14 protein-coding genes are annotated in these 15,198 nt (G+C 58.1%); 9 read left to right on the forward strand and 5 right to left on the reverse strand.

The annotated features are described in order from the left end of the window. Positions 1-33 precede the first annotated feature (33 nt). Positions 34-1,365 carry a pitrilysin family protein gene (locus HKD40_RS07500; protein ID WP_169195121.1) on the reverse strand — a complete coding sequence of 444 codons (1,332 nt, stop codon included), beginning with the start codon at positions 1,363-1,365 and terminating at the stop codon, positions 34-36. Continuing rightward, a complete protein-coding gene (locus HKD40_RS07505; RefSeq protein ID WP_169195122.1) occupies positions 1,362-2,777 on the reverse strand; it encodes a pitrilysin family protein in 1,416 nt (471 codons plus the stop codon). Before HKD40_RS07505 ends, HKD40_RS07500 begins: the two co-directional genes overlap by 4 nt. 133 nt (positions 2,778-2,910) lie before the next feature. Between HKD40_RS07505 and ettA the strand changes: the two genes are divergently transcribed. The 5 genes from ettA (at position 2,911) to HKD40_RS07530 (ending at position 8,290) form a co-directional block, all read left to right on the forward strand. Then, on the forward strand, positions 2,911-4,566 hold the full coding sequence (ettA, locus tag HKD40_RS07510; protein WP_169195123.1) for an energy-dependent translational throttle protein EttA: 1,656 nt from the start codon (positions 2,911-2,913) through the stop codon (positions 4,564-4,566). 608 nt (positions 4,567-5,174) lie between these two features. Next, complete coding sequence (locus tag HKD40_RS07515; RefSeq protein ID WP_169195124.1) at positions 5,175-6,617, forward strand: HWE histidine kinase domain-containing protein; 1,443 nt, start codon at positions 5,175-5,177, stop codon at positions 6,615-6,617. Beyond that, a complete protein-coding gene (locus HKD40_RS07520) occupies positions 6,610-6,975 on the forward strand; it encodes a response regulator (RefSeq protein ID WP_248305962.1) in 366 nt (121 codons plus the stop codon). Before HKD40_RS07515 ends, HKD40_RS07520 begins: the two co-directional genes overlap by 8 nt. Before the next feature lie 118 nt (positions 6,976-7,093). Then, positions 7,094-7,432 carry a hypothetical protein gene (locus tag HKD40_RS07525; RefSeq protein ID WP_169195126.1) on the forward strand — a complete coding sequence of 113 codons (339 nt, stop codon included), beginning with the start codon at positions 7,094-7,096 and terminating at the stop codon, positions 7,430-7,432. Positions 7,433-7,441: 9 nt separating this feature from the next. After that, a complete protein-coding gene (locus HKD40_RS07530) occupies positions 7,442-8,290 on the forward strand; it encodes an alpha/beta hydrolase (protein WP_169195127.1) in 849 nt (282 codons plus the stop codon). Positions 8,291-8,541: 251 nt separating this feature from the next. Here the strand turns inward: HKD40_RS07530 and HKD40_RS07535 are convergent, their stop codons facing one another. Then, the gene (locus tag HKD40_RS07535; protein ID WP_169195128.1) at positions 8,542-8,958 is read right to left on the reverse strand and encodes a host attachment protein; all 417 of its coding nucleotides are present in this window, start codon (positions 8,956-8,958) and stop codon (positions 8,542-8,544) included. Positions 8,959-9,133: 175 nt separating this feature from the next. Here HKD40_RS07535 and rarD point away from each other — a divergent pair, with 175 nt between their 5' ends. Beyond that, a complete protein-coding gene (rarD, locus tag HKD40_RS07540) occupies positions 9,134-10,054 on the forward strand; it encodes an EamA family transporter RarD (RefSeq protein WP_169195129.1) in 921 nt (306 codons plus the stop codon). Here the strand turns inward: rarD and HKD40_RS07545 are convergent. Beyond that, positions 10,051-10,950, reverse strand: a complete 900-nt coding sequence (locus tag HKD40_RS07545) for a hydrogen peroxide-inducible genes activator (RefSeq protein WP_169195130.1) — start codon at positions 10,948-10,950, stop codon at positions 10,051-10,053. The genes rarD and HKD40_RS07545 overlap by 4 nt on opposite strands. Positions 10,951-11,043: 93 nt before the next feature. Here HKD40_RS07545 and katG point away from each other — a divergent pair, with 93 nt between their 5' ends. Further along, positions 11,044-13,248 (forward strand): catalase/peroxidase HPI, encoded by a 2,205-nt coding sequence (gene katG / locus HKD40_RS07550; RefSeq protein WP_282567600.1) that lies wholly within the window; start codon positions 11,044-11,046, stop codon positions 13,246-13,248. Positions 13,249-13,309: 61 nt separating this feature from the next. Here katG and HKD40_RS07555 read toward each other — a convergent pair whose 3' ends face one another. Further along, complete coding sequence (locus HKD40_RS07555; protein ID WP_169195132.1) at positions 13,310-13,492, reverse strand: hypothetical protein; 183 nt, start codon at positions 13,490-13,492, stop codon at positions 13,310-13,312. Positions 13,493-13,604: 112 nt separating this feature from the next. On the opposite strand from HKD40_RS07555, the gene HKD40_RS07560 reads away from it, so the two are divergent. Next, on the forward strand, positions 13,605-14,249 hold the full coding sequence (locus tag HKD40_RS07560) for a helix-turn-helix domain-containing protein (protein ID WP_169195133.1): 645 nt from the start codon (positions 13,605-13,607) through the stop codon (positions 14,247-14,249). A 168-nt stretch (positions 14,250-14,417) separates the two neighbouring features. Beyond that, positions 14,418-15,170 (forward strand): hypothetical protein, encoded by a 753-nt coding sequence (locus tag HKD40_RS07565; protein WP_169195134.1) that lies wholly within the window; start codon positions 14,418-14,420, stop codon positions 15,168-15,170. Positions 15,171-15,198 lie beyond the last annotated feature (28 nt).

A 15,198-nucleotide genomic window follows, 5' to 3' on the forward strand; every position in this document is an offset into this window, starting at 1 on the left:
GAGCAGAAGTGATCGGCGCGCCAACTTGGCGTTTTACTCTGTGGCTTCTGGGCCGATAGTGAGAACTGTTGGCGTCGCGCTAAAGATGCGTTTGGCGACGGCCTGTACGCGTTCTGGGGTTACCGCCTCAATCAACTCGGTCCGAGTGTCGACGTAATCGAGGGGCAGGTTCAGCAATTGGTTGCTGACCATGGTGCCGACGAGACCGCCGGTGGACCCAAGATTGTTGATGGCGTAGGAGCCGACCAGATAGCGCTTATAGAGATCGACCTGCTCTTGGGTCGGGCCCTCTTCGGCGATCTGCTTGAAGATGTCATTGATCACCGTTTGCGCTTCGGCCGCGTTTTGTGGCTCGGTGGAGGTGCCGAAGGTGATGAGGTTGGAATAGCGGAAATTGGCAAGGCCGCCGCTCACGCCATAGGACAGGCCGCGCTTTTCACGCACTTCGGTGTTGAGGATGGAGCTGATCCCACCACCCGCCAGCATCTCAACGAGCACCTGAGCCGGGTAATAGTCCGGGTCTTCGATGGCGATGCCGGGATAGGTGATGCGCAGGCTCGTTTGAGGGAGCGGGTAAGCCACGGCGAGAGTTTCGCCAATGTTCACCTCGGCCGTTGCAACCGTCGGCAGCGTGCTCTTTTCAGGCAGTGCGCCAAAAGCCTTATCGATGATCGCGCCGGCCTCAGCTTCGGTCACGGCGCCGATGATGCCGATCTTGAGCGTGTCGCGCGAGAGACCAGCCTTGTAAAAGGCGCGCAGGTCTTCTGGCACAATCGCGGTCAGCGTTTCCTCGGTGCCGATGGTCGGGCGAGCATAGGGGTGGTCGCCATAAATGGCGGTGTTCCACAAAAGCGAAGCGCGATAGCTCGGGTCTTCGGCACTGCGTCGAATGTTTTCAATGGCGATGCGGCGCACGCGATCGAGATCGTCTTGCGCGAACCGAGGCTCGTTGAGCACTTCGGCCATGAGCGCAAAAGCCTCGTCGGCGTGGTCGCTCGTGGTGCGGGCGCTTCCCCAGAAGTAATCCTTGTCGGCAGATAGCTGGAGATCAAGCCCTACCTCTTCGACCTTGGCGGCGAGTTGGTTTGGATCAAGCTGCGCGGTAGCTTCGGTCATGACAGCGGCGGTAAGGCCGGCCACGCCCGCTTTTTCCGCAGGCTCCTTGGTCGCTCCGGCTTCAAATGCGAAGGACATGGAGATGATGGGGAAGGTCTGATCTTCCACCATCCATGCGGAGATGCCGCCAGGCGTGGTGAACTGCTTGAACTTTGATTCAGCGACAGCCGGGAGTGTGAGCGTGCCCAGCAAAACGGGGGCGAGCACGGCGGCGAGACGGACAGATTTGGGCATTGGGAAGGCGATCACTGCACTGTCTCCTCGGTTGCTGGGGCCAGGCTTGGGGCAGGCTCTGTGGGCGCAGGGGCATCACCGGTTGCAGCTGGCACCTTGGGCAGGAGATAGCCCGTGACGGAGATGTCGGGGCGCAGGTATTTGGCGGCGACAGCCTGAATATCGGCCGAGGTGACGGCGCGGATCTGGTTGGGGCGGTTGTTGATCTCGTCGATGGTCATGCCGTTGACGAGCCAAGAGCCATAGTAATTGCCCACGCCCGCAGCGCTATCGAGGCGGAAAATCATATTGCGCAGATAGCGGTTTTTGACGCGATCCAACTCGGCATCGGTGACGCCGTTCTCGATGATTTTTTCGATTTCGCCATAGGCTTTGGCTTCGAGCGCCTTGAGGTCGATGCCCTGTTGGGGCGAAGCGGTCAGGCTGAACGTGCCATAGTCAAAAGCGCCCCCATCGTAAAAGGTCGCGGCGTAAGAGGCGTCGCTGGAATTGATATAAAGTTCCTGATTGAGACGGCTGAGCGTGCCGGTGCTCAGGATGGCGCTGAGAACGTCGAGTGCCTCCGCTTCGCCCGGCTCTGCCGTGCGGTAAGAGGGCACAATCCAAGACTGAACAAAGCTTGGCGTTGCTACGCGGTCATCCAAAAGGGTCACCGTGCGCGTGGTCTCTTGGGTAGGCTCTTGCGGGCGAACGCGCTCCGGCAGGTCTGGCCCGCGCGGAACTTTGCCATAGGTCTCTTCGGCCAACTTGAGTGCTGCATCTGGGGTCACGTCTCCGGCAATCACAACGATTGCATTGTTGGGAGCATAGAACCGCTCATAGACGCCGAGGGCATCTTTTTGATCGAGCTGCGCGATCTCGTGGGCCCAGCCGATAATGGGAATGCGATAGGGGTGGTTCTGGAAGAGGGTGGCGTCGATCTCTTCGCTCAGAACACTGCCGGGATCAAAGTCGACGACCTGTCGACGCTCGTTCTCCACAACGGAGCGCTCGGAGGCGATCACCTCCTCGGGCAGAAGCAGATTGCGCATGCGGTCGGCCTCGATCTCCATGATCTGTGGCAGCACATCGGCGGGCACGGCCTGGAGATAGGCGGTGGTGTCATAGGTGGTGAAGGCGTTGTGGTCGCCGCCGGATTCGCTGACCAAACGATCGAGTGTGCCTCCGGGGAATTTCTCGGTGCCTTTGAACATCAGGTGTTCAAGGAAGTGGGCAATGCCGGACTGACCAACCGGATCATCGGCTGAGCCAACTTTGTACCAAGCCGTTTGCGTGACGACGGGAGCGCGGTGATCGGGAATCACCACCAGCTGTAGGCCATTATCCAGGGTGTAATGACTGATATCGGGAACGATCTGGAGATCTTCGGCAAATGCCGGAGACACCAGAAAAACAGAGATTAGGGGCCAGGATATGGTCCTGTTCATTGACTTATAAGCTCCGACTTCAAATTACGCCGACATTCCGAGCAAGCGCGGCATTTGGCTTTTGCTGCGGCGGTTGCTTAGCTGGTGGGTATCACTTAAATGAGGCACAAATTTCCATTCGAGGAACGCGGCGATGGCCAGACAGTTCATTTATCACATGCACGGCATGTCCAAGGCTTATGCCGGGGGCAAGAAGGTTCTGGATAACATCCACCTCTCGTTCTACCCCGATGCGAAGATCGGCATCCTTGGCCCGAACGGCTCGGGTAAGTCTACGCTTCTCAAGATCATGGCCGGTATCGACACCGAATTCACCGGTGAAGCCTGGGCTGCCGATGGCGCCAAGGTTGGCTATCTTGAGCAGGAACCACAGCTCGATCCAAACCTCGACGTTCTGGGCAATGTCATGCTCGGCGTTAAGGAGAAGAAGGCTGTCATCGATCGTTATAACGAATTGATGATGGACTATTCGGACGAGACCGCTGACGAAGCGGCCAAGCTCCAGGACGTTATCGACAGCCAGAACCTCTGGGATCTGGAAAGCCAGGTCGAAGTGGCTATGGAAGCCCTTGGTTGCCCTCCGGGCGACTCTTCGGTGGCCAATCTTTCGGGTGGTGAAAAGCGCCGCGTGGCTCTGTGCGCGCTGCTGCTCTCCAAGCCAGATCTGCTGCTGCTCGACGAACCGACCAACCACTTGGACGCTGAAACGACCGCATGGCTCGAACGTCACCTTCGTGAATTCGAAGGCGCTGTGCTGATCATCACCCACGATCGCTACTTCCTCGATAACGTGACCGGTTGGATTCTCGAACTCGACCGTGGCCGTGGCGTGCCTTACGAAGGCAATTACTCCGCTTACCTCGATGCCAAGGCCAAGCGCTTTGCGCAGGAAAAGAGCGAAGACGCGGCTCGCGCCAAGGTTCTGGAACGCGAAAAGGAATGGATGGGCATGTCGCCTCAGGCACGCCAGTCCAAGTCCAAGGCGCGTATCAAGGCCTATGACGAACTGGTCAAGATCAACGATGCGCGTACTCAGTCGCACACCGCTCAGATCATCATTCCGCCAGGCGAACGCCTTGGCCACAATGTTATCGACGTAGAAGGCATCTCCAAGTCGTTTGGCGATCGTCTGCTCATCGACAACCTTTCGTTCAAGCTGCCTCCGGGCGGTATCGTCGGGATCATCGGCCCGAACGGCGCGGGTAAGACCACGCTGTTCAAGATGCTCACCGGTCAAGAAAAGCCAGACTCGGGCACCATCACGGTCGCTGAAAACGTTGACCTTGGTTATGTCGATCAGAGCCGCGATGCGCTCGATGGCAATAAGACCGTTTGGGAAGAAATTTCTGGCGGCGACGACGTACTGATGCTCGGCAAGCGCGAAATGAACTCGCGCGCTTACACCTCCACCTTCAACTTTAAGGGTGGCGATCAGCAGCAGAAGGTTGGCAATCTTTCGGGTGGTCAGCGTAACCGCGTTCACCTTGCAAAGATGCTCAAGGCGGGCTCGAACGTTCTCCTCCTCGACGAACCGACCAACGATCTCGACACCGAAACTCTTGCAGCGCTTGAAGAAGCATTGGAAGAATTCGCAGGTTGCGCAGTGATCATCAGCCACGATCGTATGTTCCTCGATCGTCTGGCGACCCACATGCTGGCCTTTGAAGGCAATAGCCATGTTGAATGGTTTGAAGGCAACTTCCAGGACTATGAAGCGGACAAGGTCCGTCGTCTTGGCGCCGATGCCGTCAATCCAAAGCGCGCGACCTACAAGCCGCTGACCCGCTAAGTCTGTTCAAGACGAGCAACACATTCAGCCGGTCCCGAATTTCGGGGCCGGTTTTTTGTTGGATGAGCAACCCCGGCGAGACTTGGCCTCGATAAAAGGGGTGGTGAAAAGGGTGAGGTTTCCGCCTCGCCGGAGTGACAGACCATCCTCACCTCTGGGCGATCTGGCCAATGACGAGGCCCGTCATCGCAAGAAGCTGTCGCCCAATTGCGCTGCCGCATTTGGGCTTGGCTGTGGCAGCGCTGGCAGCGGCCGCCACGATCTTGGCCCTAGGGTATCACGCTGACTACCAGGTCCAGAGGTTGGATCAGCAATGGGCGACCCCATTGCATCTGCCATTGCGTCCCGTTCACTCGTCATGACCGTGCTCATGGGCACAACGGGCATGAAACTAACTTAGGTTATGTTGGCGGGGATAAGTCTAGAAAAGTTCTCCGGCCTCCACCTAGAGAAAAAAGCAGTGTTCTCTTCATTGGGCCTTAAGCAATGTGAGGGAAAGCTGCTCTTGTTTGCCGGTTTCGTATGGCAGTTCTGCTTATGGCGGGAACCAATGTTAGACGTAAACGTCTTCCGGTTTCGGACTATTTTTGTAAGGGGCTGACGCGCGCATGGATGTGACGGTCTTTTCCCGCGTCTTTGAGGCGCTCCCCAGTCCCTACCTCCTTCTCAATCGCGAGCTGCGCATTGTGGCTGTGAACGCGGCCTATTTGGAGGCCGCCGAACGCAAGCGCGAAAACGTCGTGGGGCGGATGGTGCGCGACCTGTTCCCTAATCCGGGAGAAGGGCGCGATAAACTCCAGCAATCCTATGAGCGCGTCTTGGAGACGGGGCTGCGTCAGACACTTCCTTACCTGCATTACCCCATCGCTGGCGCGGACGGCACGATCCGCGACAAGTATTGGACCGCCGTCCAAGTGCCTATTTTTGGCGAGGATGGTGAGGTGGAATACATCTTGCAGCAGGCGGTGGATGTGTCCGAGTTGGCGAGTGCCGATGGTGATGGGGCGCTGGCGGTCGCAGCGTTTCCGGCGGCCTCACAGTTGATCGAACGCACGCGTGAGACTGAAAAAACGGCCGAAGAGTTTCGCAGGCTCTTTCAGCAGGCACCGGGCTTTGTGGTGGTGGTGTCGGGCCCGAACCACGAAATCAAATTCGCCTCCGATGGGTTCGCGACGATGGTGAACAATCGCGCGACTTTGGGCATGGCTGGCGCGGACGCCCTGCCGGAAATGATTGAGCAAGGGTTCTTCCTGTTGCTCGACCGGGTCTATCACGAGGGATATTTCCATAGTGCCGAGGCGGCGAAGGTGATCATCAACAATGATCCGAGCCAGCCGCCTTTGGAGCGCTATCTCGATTTCACTTTTAACCCGATCAAGGATCGTGACGGCCATATCACCGGTGTGTTTGTGCATGGGATTGATCGAACCGAGGCCGTTAAAGCGCAGCGGCGGCAGCGCCTGCTGATCGATGAGCTGAACCATCGGGTCAAGAACACGATGGCGACGGTGCAATCGATCGCGCGGCAGACCTTGCGGACGACCGATGACCTCGACACGGCCCGATCTAATTTTGAATCTCGGCTGATTGCGCTCTCAAAGGCCCATACGATTTTGAGCCAGCGCAGTTGGCGCGACACGGAAATCGGCCAATTGGTGCGAGAGGAGCTCTCGGCGTTTGACGATGAGCGCGTGCGCTATGGCGGGCCGATCATCCCGATCAACGCCAAGTCGACGATTGCGCTGGCGTTGGTGTTGCATGAACTGGCGACCAATGCCGCCAAGCATGGCGCTCTGTCCTCGGCCGATGGTGTGTTGTCGGTCAGTTGGGAGCAGGGCGCCAACACGGAATTGATGATCAACTGGGTGGAACGCGGCGGCCCACGTGTGGCGGAGCCGACGCGAACCGGATTTGGCTCGCGCCTCTTGCGCACGGTCGTGACCGGTGAATTGGGTGGGACGCTCAACCAGCGTTATGCCGCTGAGGGATTTTCGGCACTGTTGTCGGTGCCCCCAGCAGCTTATGGCGCGCAGGAGGGCGATTTTGGCTAATCCATCCGGCAAGATTTTTGTGGTCGAGGACGAAACGCTCGTCCTCTTCAATCTCGAAGACATTTTGGAGGATTTGGGGTTCACAATCGTGGGTGAAGCGATGTGGATCGACCAAGCCCAATCGCTGGCGGCGTCGGTTGAACAGCCCGATGCTGCGATATTGGACGTCAATATCGGTGGTTCCTCGGTGTTCCCCGTGGCGAAGATTTTGGCCGACCGGGGCGTGCCGATCCTCTTTGCAACGGGGTACGGACGCGAGGGGCTGTCGGCGGAATGGCAGGACAGTCCTGTGGTTTCAAAGCCTTACACTCAGGCCGACATTTCGAACGCGCTTAACACCCTGCTCAAGCTCAATTAAGGGGCTGTTTTACCATTGCGGCAGGAGGATGCGAAAACCCTTTGAGGCCGCTGGACTTTCTACGGTAAGCTGTGCAAAACCACCGCGGTTGCGGAGCCTTGGCTTTCTGGGGGATTTGATGAAGAGGTTTTTGACGGGAGCGGCATTGCTGTTCTGCTGCGCTCTCGCAGTGCCCGCGCTGGGGGCTTCTGGGGAATGCTCTTTGACTGGCTACGACAGCTTCGCGTGTGACGTGGCAGTCGACGGTGGCGGCATTACCTTTGCTCTGCCAAACGGCGACACTTTCGTTTTCGCCCATGAGGCCGATGGCGCTGGTCTTGGTTATGTGATCGCCGCAGATAGTCAGCCCGGTCGGTCGCCCGCACAATTGGGGCGCTTTTTTCCGGTAGCGGATCGAGACGGTTGCTGGTTTGCGCCGATCAAAGAGATTACCTTCTGCGCCAGTATCGCAGAGTGAGTTCCTAAAATGACCGCAGAACCCTTTTCTATCGACATTGGTGGCGCAACCATCGAGGGGGTAGAACAGGGGGACGGGCTCCCGATCATTTTCCTGCACGCCGGTGTTTGCGACAAACGCATGTGGGCCGAGCAGATGAGCGCGGTGGCGGATGCCGGTTGGCACGCCATTGCCTATGATCGACGGGGCTATGGCGAGACCACCAGCACCGACGAAGCTTTCAACCATCTCGACGATCTCGAAGCCTTGCTCGACGCGCTCGATATTCACGCGGCGCTGTTTGTCGGCTGCTCGATGGGCGGTGGCCTCGCCATCGACTTTGCGCTGGCGCATCCGGGACGCGTGTTGGGTCTGGTGCTGATTGGGACTTCGGTGACAGGCGCGCCATGGACGGCGACGGCGGAAGAACGCGCCATTGAAATGGCCGAAGAAGACGCATGGGATCGCGGTGATCTCGACATGCTCAATAAGGTTATCACCCATCAATGGCTGGATGGACCTCGGGCGAAAAGCGGCCGTGTGGGCGGGGATGCGCGGGCGCTGTTTATGGAGATGAACGGCAATATTTTGCGCAAGCCGGAGCTGACGGGAGAGATCGCGCGGCCAAAGGCGTGGGATCGCACAGAGGATCTGACGGCGCCAGCGCTGCTGATCGTTGGCGATGAGGATTTTACGGCGCTGGTTGAGCGCCACGAAACCTTGTCGGAAACCATGCCCAATGCATTTGCCGTGGTGCTTGAGGGCGTGGCGCATATTCCAAGCGTTGAACGACCGGACTTGGTCAATTCACTGCTCTTGCAGTTTTTGGACGTGCTGAGCGGGGTGGATGACGAAGATGAGGACGAGGACGCGGTTTAGGCGTTCGCGTTTGAGGGTTTAGTCCCCCCACCCTCAATCCCTCCCCTCGAGGGGGAGGGAGGCAGATCGGGTGTGTGGCGAGGCTGGTGTGTCACCTTCGTCAATCCAGCCATTCGAGCGTAGCAGTCATGGCTTTCTGCCCTCAGATTATCCAAACGGGATGATCTGACTTCGGACGGTGGCGGACATACCCCCACCTAGCCTCCCCCGGGTCGGGGGAGGGATGGCAGCGAGTGTGCCGAAGGTTTGAGTTAGACGGGAATAATGCCGTCGAAATGCTTGCCGACTTGGTCGGTGGGGATGTTGGTCAGGTCTTTGTCCAACTCAGCGATAATGGTCTTTTTAACGTGCTCGGACATCGCCTTGCGCAGATTGCCCAAGGCAATCGGGGCGGCGGCGATGACGAGGCGTTGGAATTCGTTTTTGAGAGCGCGTTTATCGAGGCGGGCGGCAACTTCCTTGATGAAATCGGCTTCGCGCAATTGGGCGGGGCTTTTGTCTGAGGTTTTGCCCTTGCCCTCTTTATCGGTGTTGATGTCTTGCGCTTGCAGGGGCTCTATCGACCAATCGAGGGCGCCAATTGTGGTGAGACCCTTATTGGGGCCGTTGTATTCGACAACGCGGGCTTGCGTGCCGTTGGCAATCAGGATCCAGGTGACAGTTTTCATCTGTTTCTCCTCTCTATGGTCCCGCGTTCAAGTGCGGTCACTGAGTACAACGTGGGATAGAGTCAAAAGTTTGCCAAGGGTGGCAAAGTTTATACCGGAGGCGCGCGGGGCCAATTGATGGCGTGCTGTGAGCCTGTTACTGCCAAGGGGCACGGGTCCGTGCCGGGGTAGTTCTATGTCTTCGCCAAATCGTGTTCGTGGTCCACAGCCTGCCAAGGCGAACGACAATAGTGGGGTTCTCGCCGCGGTCGGGGCCTATTCCACCTGGGGCGTTTTGCCGGTGTTGTTCCACTTTCTTGAGCCCGCGGGCTCGGTGTTGGTGGTGGCAGAGCGGGCGCTTTGGTCGGTGCTGTTTGTCGGGCTCTTGCTCGCCTTCACCACTGGATTTGGCGAAGTTAAGGCGGTTTTGGCCAATCGGCGAACCTTGGCGGTTTTGGCCAGCTCGGCGCTGCTGCTGTTTGGCAATTGGCTGATCTATGTGTGGGCGGTCGAAAGCGGGCAGGTGCTGGAGGTCAGCTTTGGCTACTTCATCAACCCCATCGTCAACGTCGCCATTGGCATCGCGCTTTTGGGAGAAAAACAGAACCGCGTGCAGTATTCGGCGATTGCGGTGGCGTGTCTCGCGATTGCTATTCAGTGGGTGGCGCTGGGCAAGGTGCCTCTTGTTGCGCTCAGCCTAGCCCTGAGTTTTGCGGCCTATGGCTATATTCGCAAGACTGCGCAGGTGGGCTCAACTTCAGGGCTGTTTGTTGAGACGATTGTCGTGTCGCCCATCGCCATGGTGCTGGTAGGGCTTTATTTTGCGGCGAACGGGGCGGGGGTTCATGCTGATCCCAAGCTGATGACGCTCTTGGTAATGAGCGGTCCGGCGACAGCTTTGCCGTTGATTATGTTTGCATATGGCATTCGCCGCCTGCGCATGACGACGATTGGCATGCTGCAGTATCTCTCGCCTTCCATCACCTTTGTGCTGGCGATTACCTATTTTGGTGAGAGCATTGATCCGGTGCGATTTGCCAGCTTTGCCCTGATCTGGTTCGCCTTGGCGATCTACTCGTGGGACGGTTTGAGACGCTACCGTCGCAGCAAGGCCTAGGCGGCGGTTGGCGGTTGGGCCTGGCGGATCTGATGGGCAATGGCTTCAAAGGTTTTGCCAAAGGGCGTGGCTTCGCGCCAGACGAGCCGCAACTGACGGGTTGCGGTTGGGTCATTGAGACGATGGACCGCAATGCGCGGGTTATGGCCTTCTTTGCGCATCGCAATTTCAGGCAGCAGGGTGACGCCCTGGCCTGAGGCGACGAACTCCACAATGGTTGAGAGCGAGGTCGCGGAAAACGTGCTCTTGCCACGGCCCGGCAGGCCGCAGGCGGCAATGGCCTGATCGCGGAAGCAATGGCCCTCATCAAGCAGGAGCATGCGTTCAGGAGCGATGGTGTCGAGCGAAACCGGCTGCTGGACAATTTCATTGCTGGGCGTGGCCAGAACGAAGTGATCTTCAAATAGGGCATGAACCACAAGGCGTGGGCCGGTTTGTGGTGGCTCGGTGGCGATCAGCGCGAGATCAAGACGTCCGTCCTGGACACTGGTGAGCAAATTATCGGTTTGCGCTTCGGAAATCGCAAAGCGCAAATCGGGCATGGTCTGGCCCAGCGCTGGGAAAATTTCGGGCAGCAGGTAAGGCGCGACCGTGGGGATAAGACCAAAGCGGAGAGGGCGATCGGGGCGGTCGGCGTGACGCAAGGCGAAAGCGTCGAGCGCTTCGGCACTGCGGAGGGCCTCTTCGGCGAGCAGAACGAACTCTTGACCGAATGGGGTGACGCGAACGCCCGTTTTCAACCGGTCGAACAAAGGCGTGCCACACAGGGCCTCTAGGGCGAGGATCTGTTGAGACAGGGCAGGTTGGGTGACTGCGCAGGTTTCCGCAGCACGGCCAAAATGGCCAGCGCGGGCGACTGCAACGGCGTAACGCATCTGTTTCAACGAGATTTGCATGATAAGATAATCTTATCATGATTGGTAGAATTATCAATTGGCCTTATGGCGTGCGAATCCGTATATGTGGGGCCAATAAAAAGGAGCCCCGCTGTGGAAGATAACGTATTCCCTGACCAGAAAGACGCAGCACCGACAGGCAAGTGCCCGGTGAATCATGGCAAGCAGCAGGCCGGTACGCAGAACCGCGACTGGTGGCCAAACCAGCTCGACCTCTCGGTCCTGCACCAGCATTCTGCTCAAGCGAACCCGCTTGGCGAAGAATTCGACTACGCTGAAGAGTTTGCAAAGCTCGACTACGAAGGCCTCAAGGCAGACCTTCGCGCGCTGATGACCGACAGCCAGGAATGGTGGCCAGCCGACTGGGGTCACTATGGCCCGTTCATGATCCGTATGGCTTGGCACTCCGCTGGCACCTACCGTGTTCAGGACGGTCGTGGTGGCGGTGGCGAAGGCCAGCAGCGTTTCGCGCCGCTGAACTCTTGGCCAGATAACGTCAACCTTGATAAGGCCCGCCGTCTGCTGTGGCCAATCAAGCGCAAGTACGGCAACCGTATTTCCTGGGCTGACTTGTTCATCCTGACCGGTAACGTTGCGCTCGAATCCATGGGCTTCAAGACCTTTGGTTTCGCTGGCGGCCGCGTTGACACCTGGGTTCCAGAACTGGACATCTACTGGGGTCAGGAAGGCGAATGGCTTTCGGACGCTGAGCGTTACACCGGCGAGCGCAAGCTCGACGACGCCCTCTCCGCTGTGCAGATGGGCCTGATCTATGTGAACCCAGAAGGTCCGGCTGGTAACGCCGATCCGCTGGATTCTGCTCGTGACATTCGTGACACCTTCGCCCGTATGGCGATGGACGACTACGAAACCGTTGCACTGATCGTTGGTGGTCACAGCTTCGGCAAGACCCACGGTGCGGGCGACGCATCGCTGGTTGAAGCTGAGCCAGAAGGCGCGCCAATCGAAGCACAGGGCCTCGGCTGGAACAGCAAGTTTGGTTCGGGCAAGGGTGCAGACACCATTTCGTCGGGTCTCGAAGTCATCTGGACGCAGACCCCGACCCAGTGGAGCAACAAGTTCCTTGAAAACCTTTATGGTTTTGAATGGGAACTGACCACTTCGCCAGCTGGTGCAAAGCAGTGGACGCCAAAGAACGGCGCCGGTGCTGGCACTGTTCCGGATGCGCATATCGAAGGCAAGAGCTGGGCTCCAGCGATGCTGACCTCCGATCTGGCGCTCCGCATGGACCCAGCTTACGACAAGATCTCCCGTCACTTCCTGGCGAACCCAGATGAACTGGCTGACGCATTTGCGCGCGCTTGGTTCAAGCTGACCCACCGCGACATGGGCCCGAAGGCTCGTTACCTCGGCGCGGAAGTTCCATCGGAAGAACTGATCTGGCAGGACCCGCTTCCAGCGCGTGACTTTGCGCTGATCGACAATGCTGACATCGTGGCTCTTAAGGGCGACATCGAAGCCGCTGGTCTTTCGGTATCGGCTATGGTTTCGACCGCTTGGGCTTCGGCTTCGACCTATCGTGGTTCGGACATGCGCGGCGGTGCAAACGGCGCTCGCGTTCGTCTCGCGCCGCAGAAGGACTGGGAAGTCAACCAGCCAGAACAGCTTGCAGAAGTGCTTGCTGCGCTCGAAGAAATTCAGGCTGAATTCAACGAGTCCCAGACCGGCTCCAAGCGTGTTTCGCTTGCTGACCTGATCGTTCTGGCCGGTGTTGTCGGTGTTGAACTGGCAGCGCTCGACGCTGGCGTTGTTATCGAAGTTCCGTTCACCCCAGGCCGCGTTGACGCGACCGACGAACAGACCGACGCTGACAGCTTCAAGTGGCTCGAACCACAGGCAGACGGTTTCCGTAACTTCTACCGCAAGCAGCGCCTGTCGCCAGAATCTGCACTGGTTGACCGTGCACAGCTGCTCGGCCTTTCCGCTCCGGAAATGACCGCACTGGTTGGTGGTCTGCGTGTGCTCAAGGCTGGCGTCAATGAACATGGCGTCTTCACCGACAGCCCAGAAGCGCTGACCAACGACTACTTCGTCAACCTGCTGGACATGTCCACCAAGTGGACCCCAGCTGGCGACAATGTCTATCAGGGCGTTGATCGTGTGACTGGCGAAGCGCGTTGGACCGCGACCCGCGCTGACCTCATCTTTGGTTCGCACAGCCAGCTGCGCGCAATCGCAGAGGTGTACGGCCAGGCGGACAATGCTGAGAAGTTCGTTCGTGACTTCGTGGCGGCTTGGACCAAGGTGATGAACGCAGACCGTTTCGATCTGCGCTAATCGCTAGAGCTTTGCTCTAAGTATGAAGGCCCCGGTGCTCAGCATCGGGGCCTTTTTGCTTCTAATCGGTGCGTTTCAGCCAGCCAGCCATGCGCTGCCACACAGTGGCTGAAGGCGTGTCGAGTGGCGCTGGAGCGTCACATGAATAACGCTCTGACATTTGTTTGATGGCGCCGTTCGATCTGGCGCTAATCATGGCGCTCCAAAGGGGTGTATTTCCATAGTCGTAATTGGTTTTGGTCATGATCACTCCTTTGTGGTATTTGCGTTTGAGTGATGAAGACTATTGTGTGATTGTTAGCTCACTGTTTGATTTTTGAATTTTGTTTGTGATGGGGTCGGTTTTAGGAGGGGGGATGCCTTCATACGAAGGTGTTGATTTTGAAACTTCGATGCGGTCGGCACGACGTGCGGATGGCTGTGTCGTGGTGTTCACCCGACAAGAACGCACCTTGCTGCTGACCCTGACACGGAGAGCAGGAGCCGTGGTGACACGGAGTGAGTTGGCTCAATCCCTCAGTCAAACTGGTCGCGAGGCGGGCGAGCGGAATGTCGATTTTCTCGTCAATAAGCTGCGCCGGCATTTGAAGGACGACGCAAGGGAGCCCCGGTTTGTCGCCACGCAATATGGCGAAGGCTATGTGTGGGTGGCGCAAGAGACGCGCAAAACTTCAGACGCATTTCTTGTGCTCGGACCGCTTCAAGGAGAGGTGGGGGCGCCTCTGGCGCAGGAGCTTGTCGCTCAAGTCCATCGACAACTCGCCAGTCTTCTCGGAGGTGGCCGCGCTGTGGTCATCGACGCAAGTGGAGGCGAAAAGGGGCAGCATCAATATGGCTTGGCGCTGGCCTGTATTGCCGATGAGGGGCGCGTTCATGGCGTGCTCACGCTGACCGGTCGCGATAGTCCGCGTGCTTTGGCCAGCGTGCGTCTGGTCGTTGAGCGGGGTCATGCCTTGCCAAAAGCTATTGAGTTGGCGCGTTGGGTGCGGAGCTCCATTTGACAAAATATGGCTCAACCCGACCATACAGCGCCGATCAGCGCGAGCGATGTTCCTCTGGAAATCCGCTTGAGTCAGGCGAACCGCGCGCTCATGGCGCCTGTAGCGCATTGGCGAGAGGGCGAGCGCGAGCTCAAGGCAGCGCGGGGGCATGCGCCCAATGACTCAACATTGGCGATGCTTTGGGCGTTCAATCGCATGGTGCAAAGCATTGATTGGCCCCCTGATGCGGCGCTATCTGCGCCGGGCGCAGTGGAGGCTTTGCAGGATGAGATCGAGAGCCTGGTTTTTGGGCATCTGCAGGCCACGGAAGACAATCCGTTGTTGAAGTTGGCGGCCGCCAAGATGTTGTTTTTCATCAATCGCGGTCATCATGAATTTGCAGAGCAATTGGCGGAAGAAGCGTTTGCGGAATCGACCGCTTTCGCCGCCGCCTATGCCACAAGGGCGCAGCTCTATATGTGTGCGGGGAAACTCGAGGAGGCGCTAAGGCTCTATGACCTCGGGCTGGAACTGGCAGAGTTTGGTACAGAGTTTTACGCCTATCTCCTGATCCTAAAATGCACCGCTCTTATGGCCGGAGGACGGCGCGCCGAGGTGCAGGCGACAACGTTGGAGTTGTTTCAGGCGTGGCCTCATGCCCAAGCCATTGCGTTGTTTTTTATCTCGCCCTTGCAGAGCATGACGCCCGAGCAAGAAACCATGCTGGCGACATTAACGCCTGAGCGCGCCACGGCGATGATCCAGCACCTGCATTATACCTCAGCGCGTCATTTTCTATCTGTCGAGCATAGGCGGCAGGTGCTGTCAGGGTTGACGGCGGCTTTGCATGAGCAGTTTCCTGAGGTTAACCTCATGCCGCCGGAAGTGCTCGCGGAACTCCATTTGCTACAATTTTATTCAAATGCTGGAGTGAAGCTTTAGCAGCCACAAGCAGATAGGGGTTCAATCT

Source organism: Devosia sp. MC1541 (assembly GCF_012847305.1).
Lineage (GTDB): Bacteria > Pseudomonadota > Alphaproteobacteria > Rhizobiales > Devosiaceae > Devosia.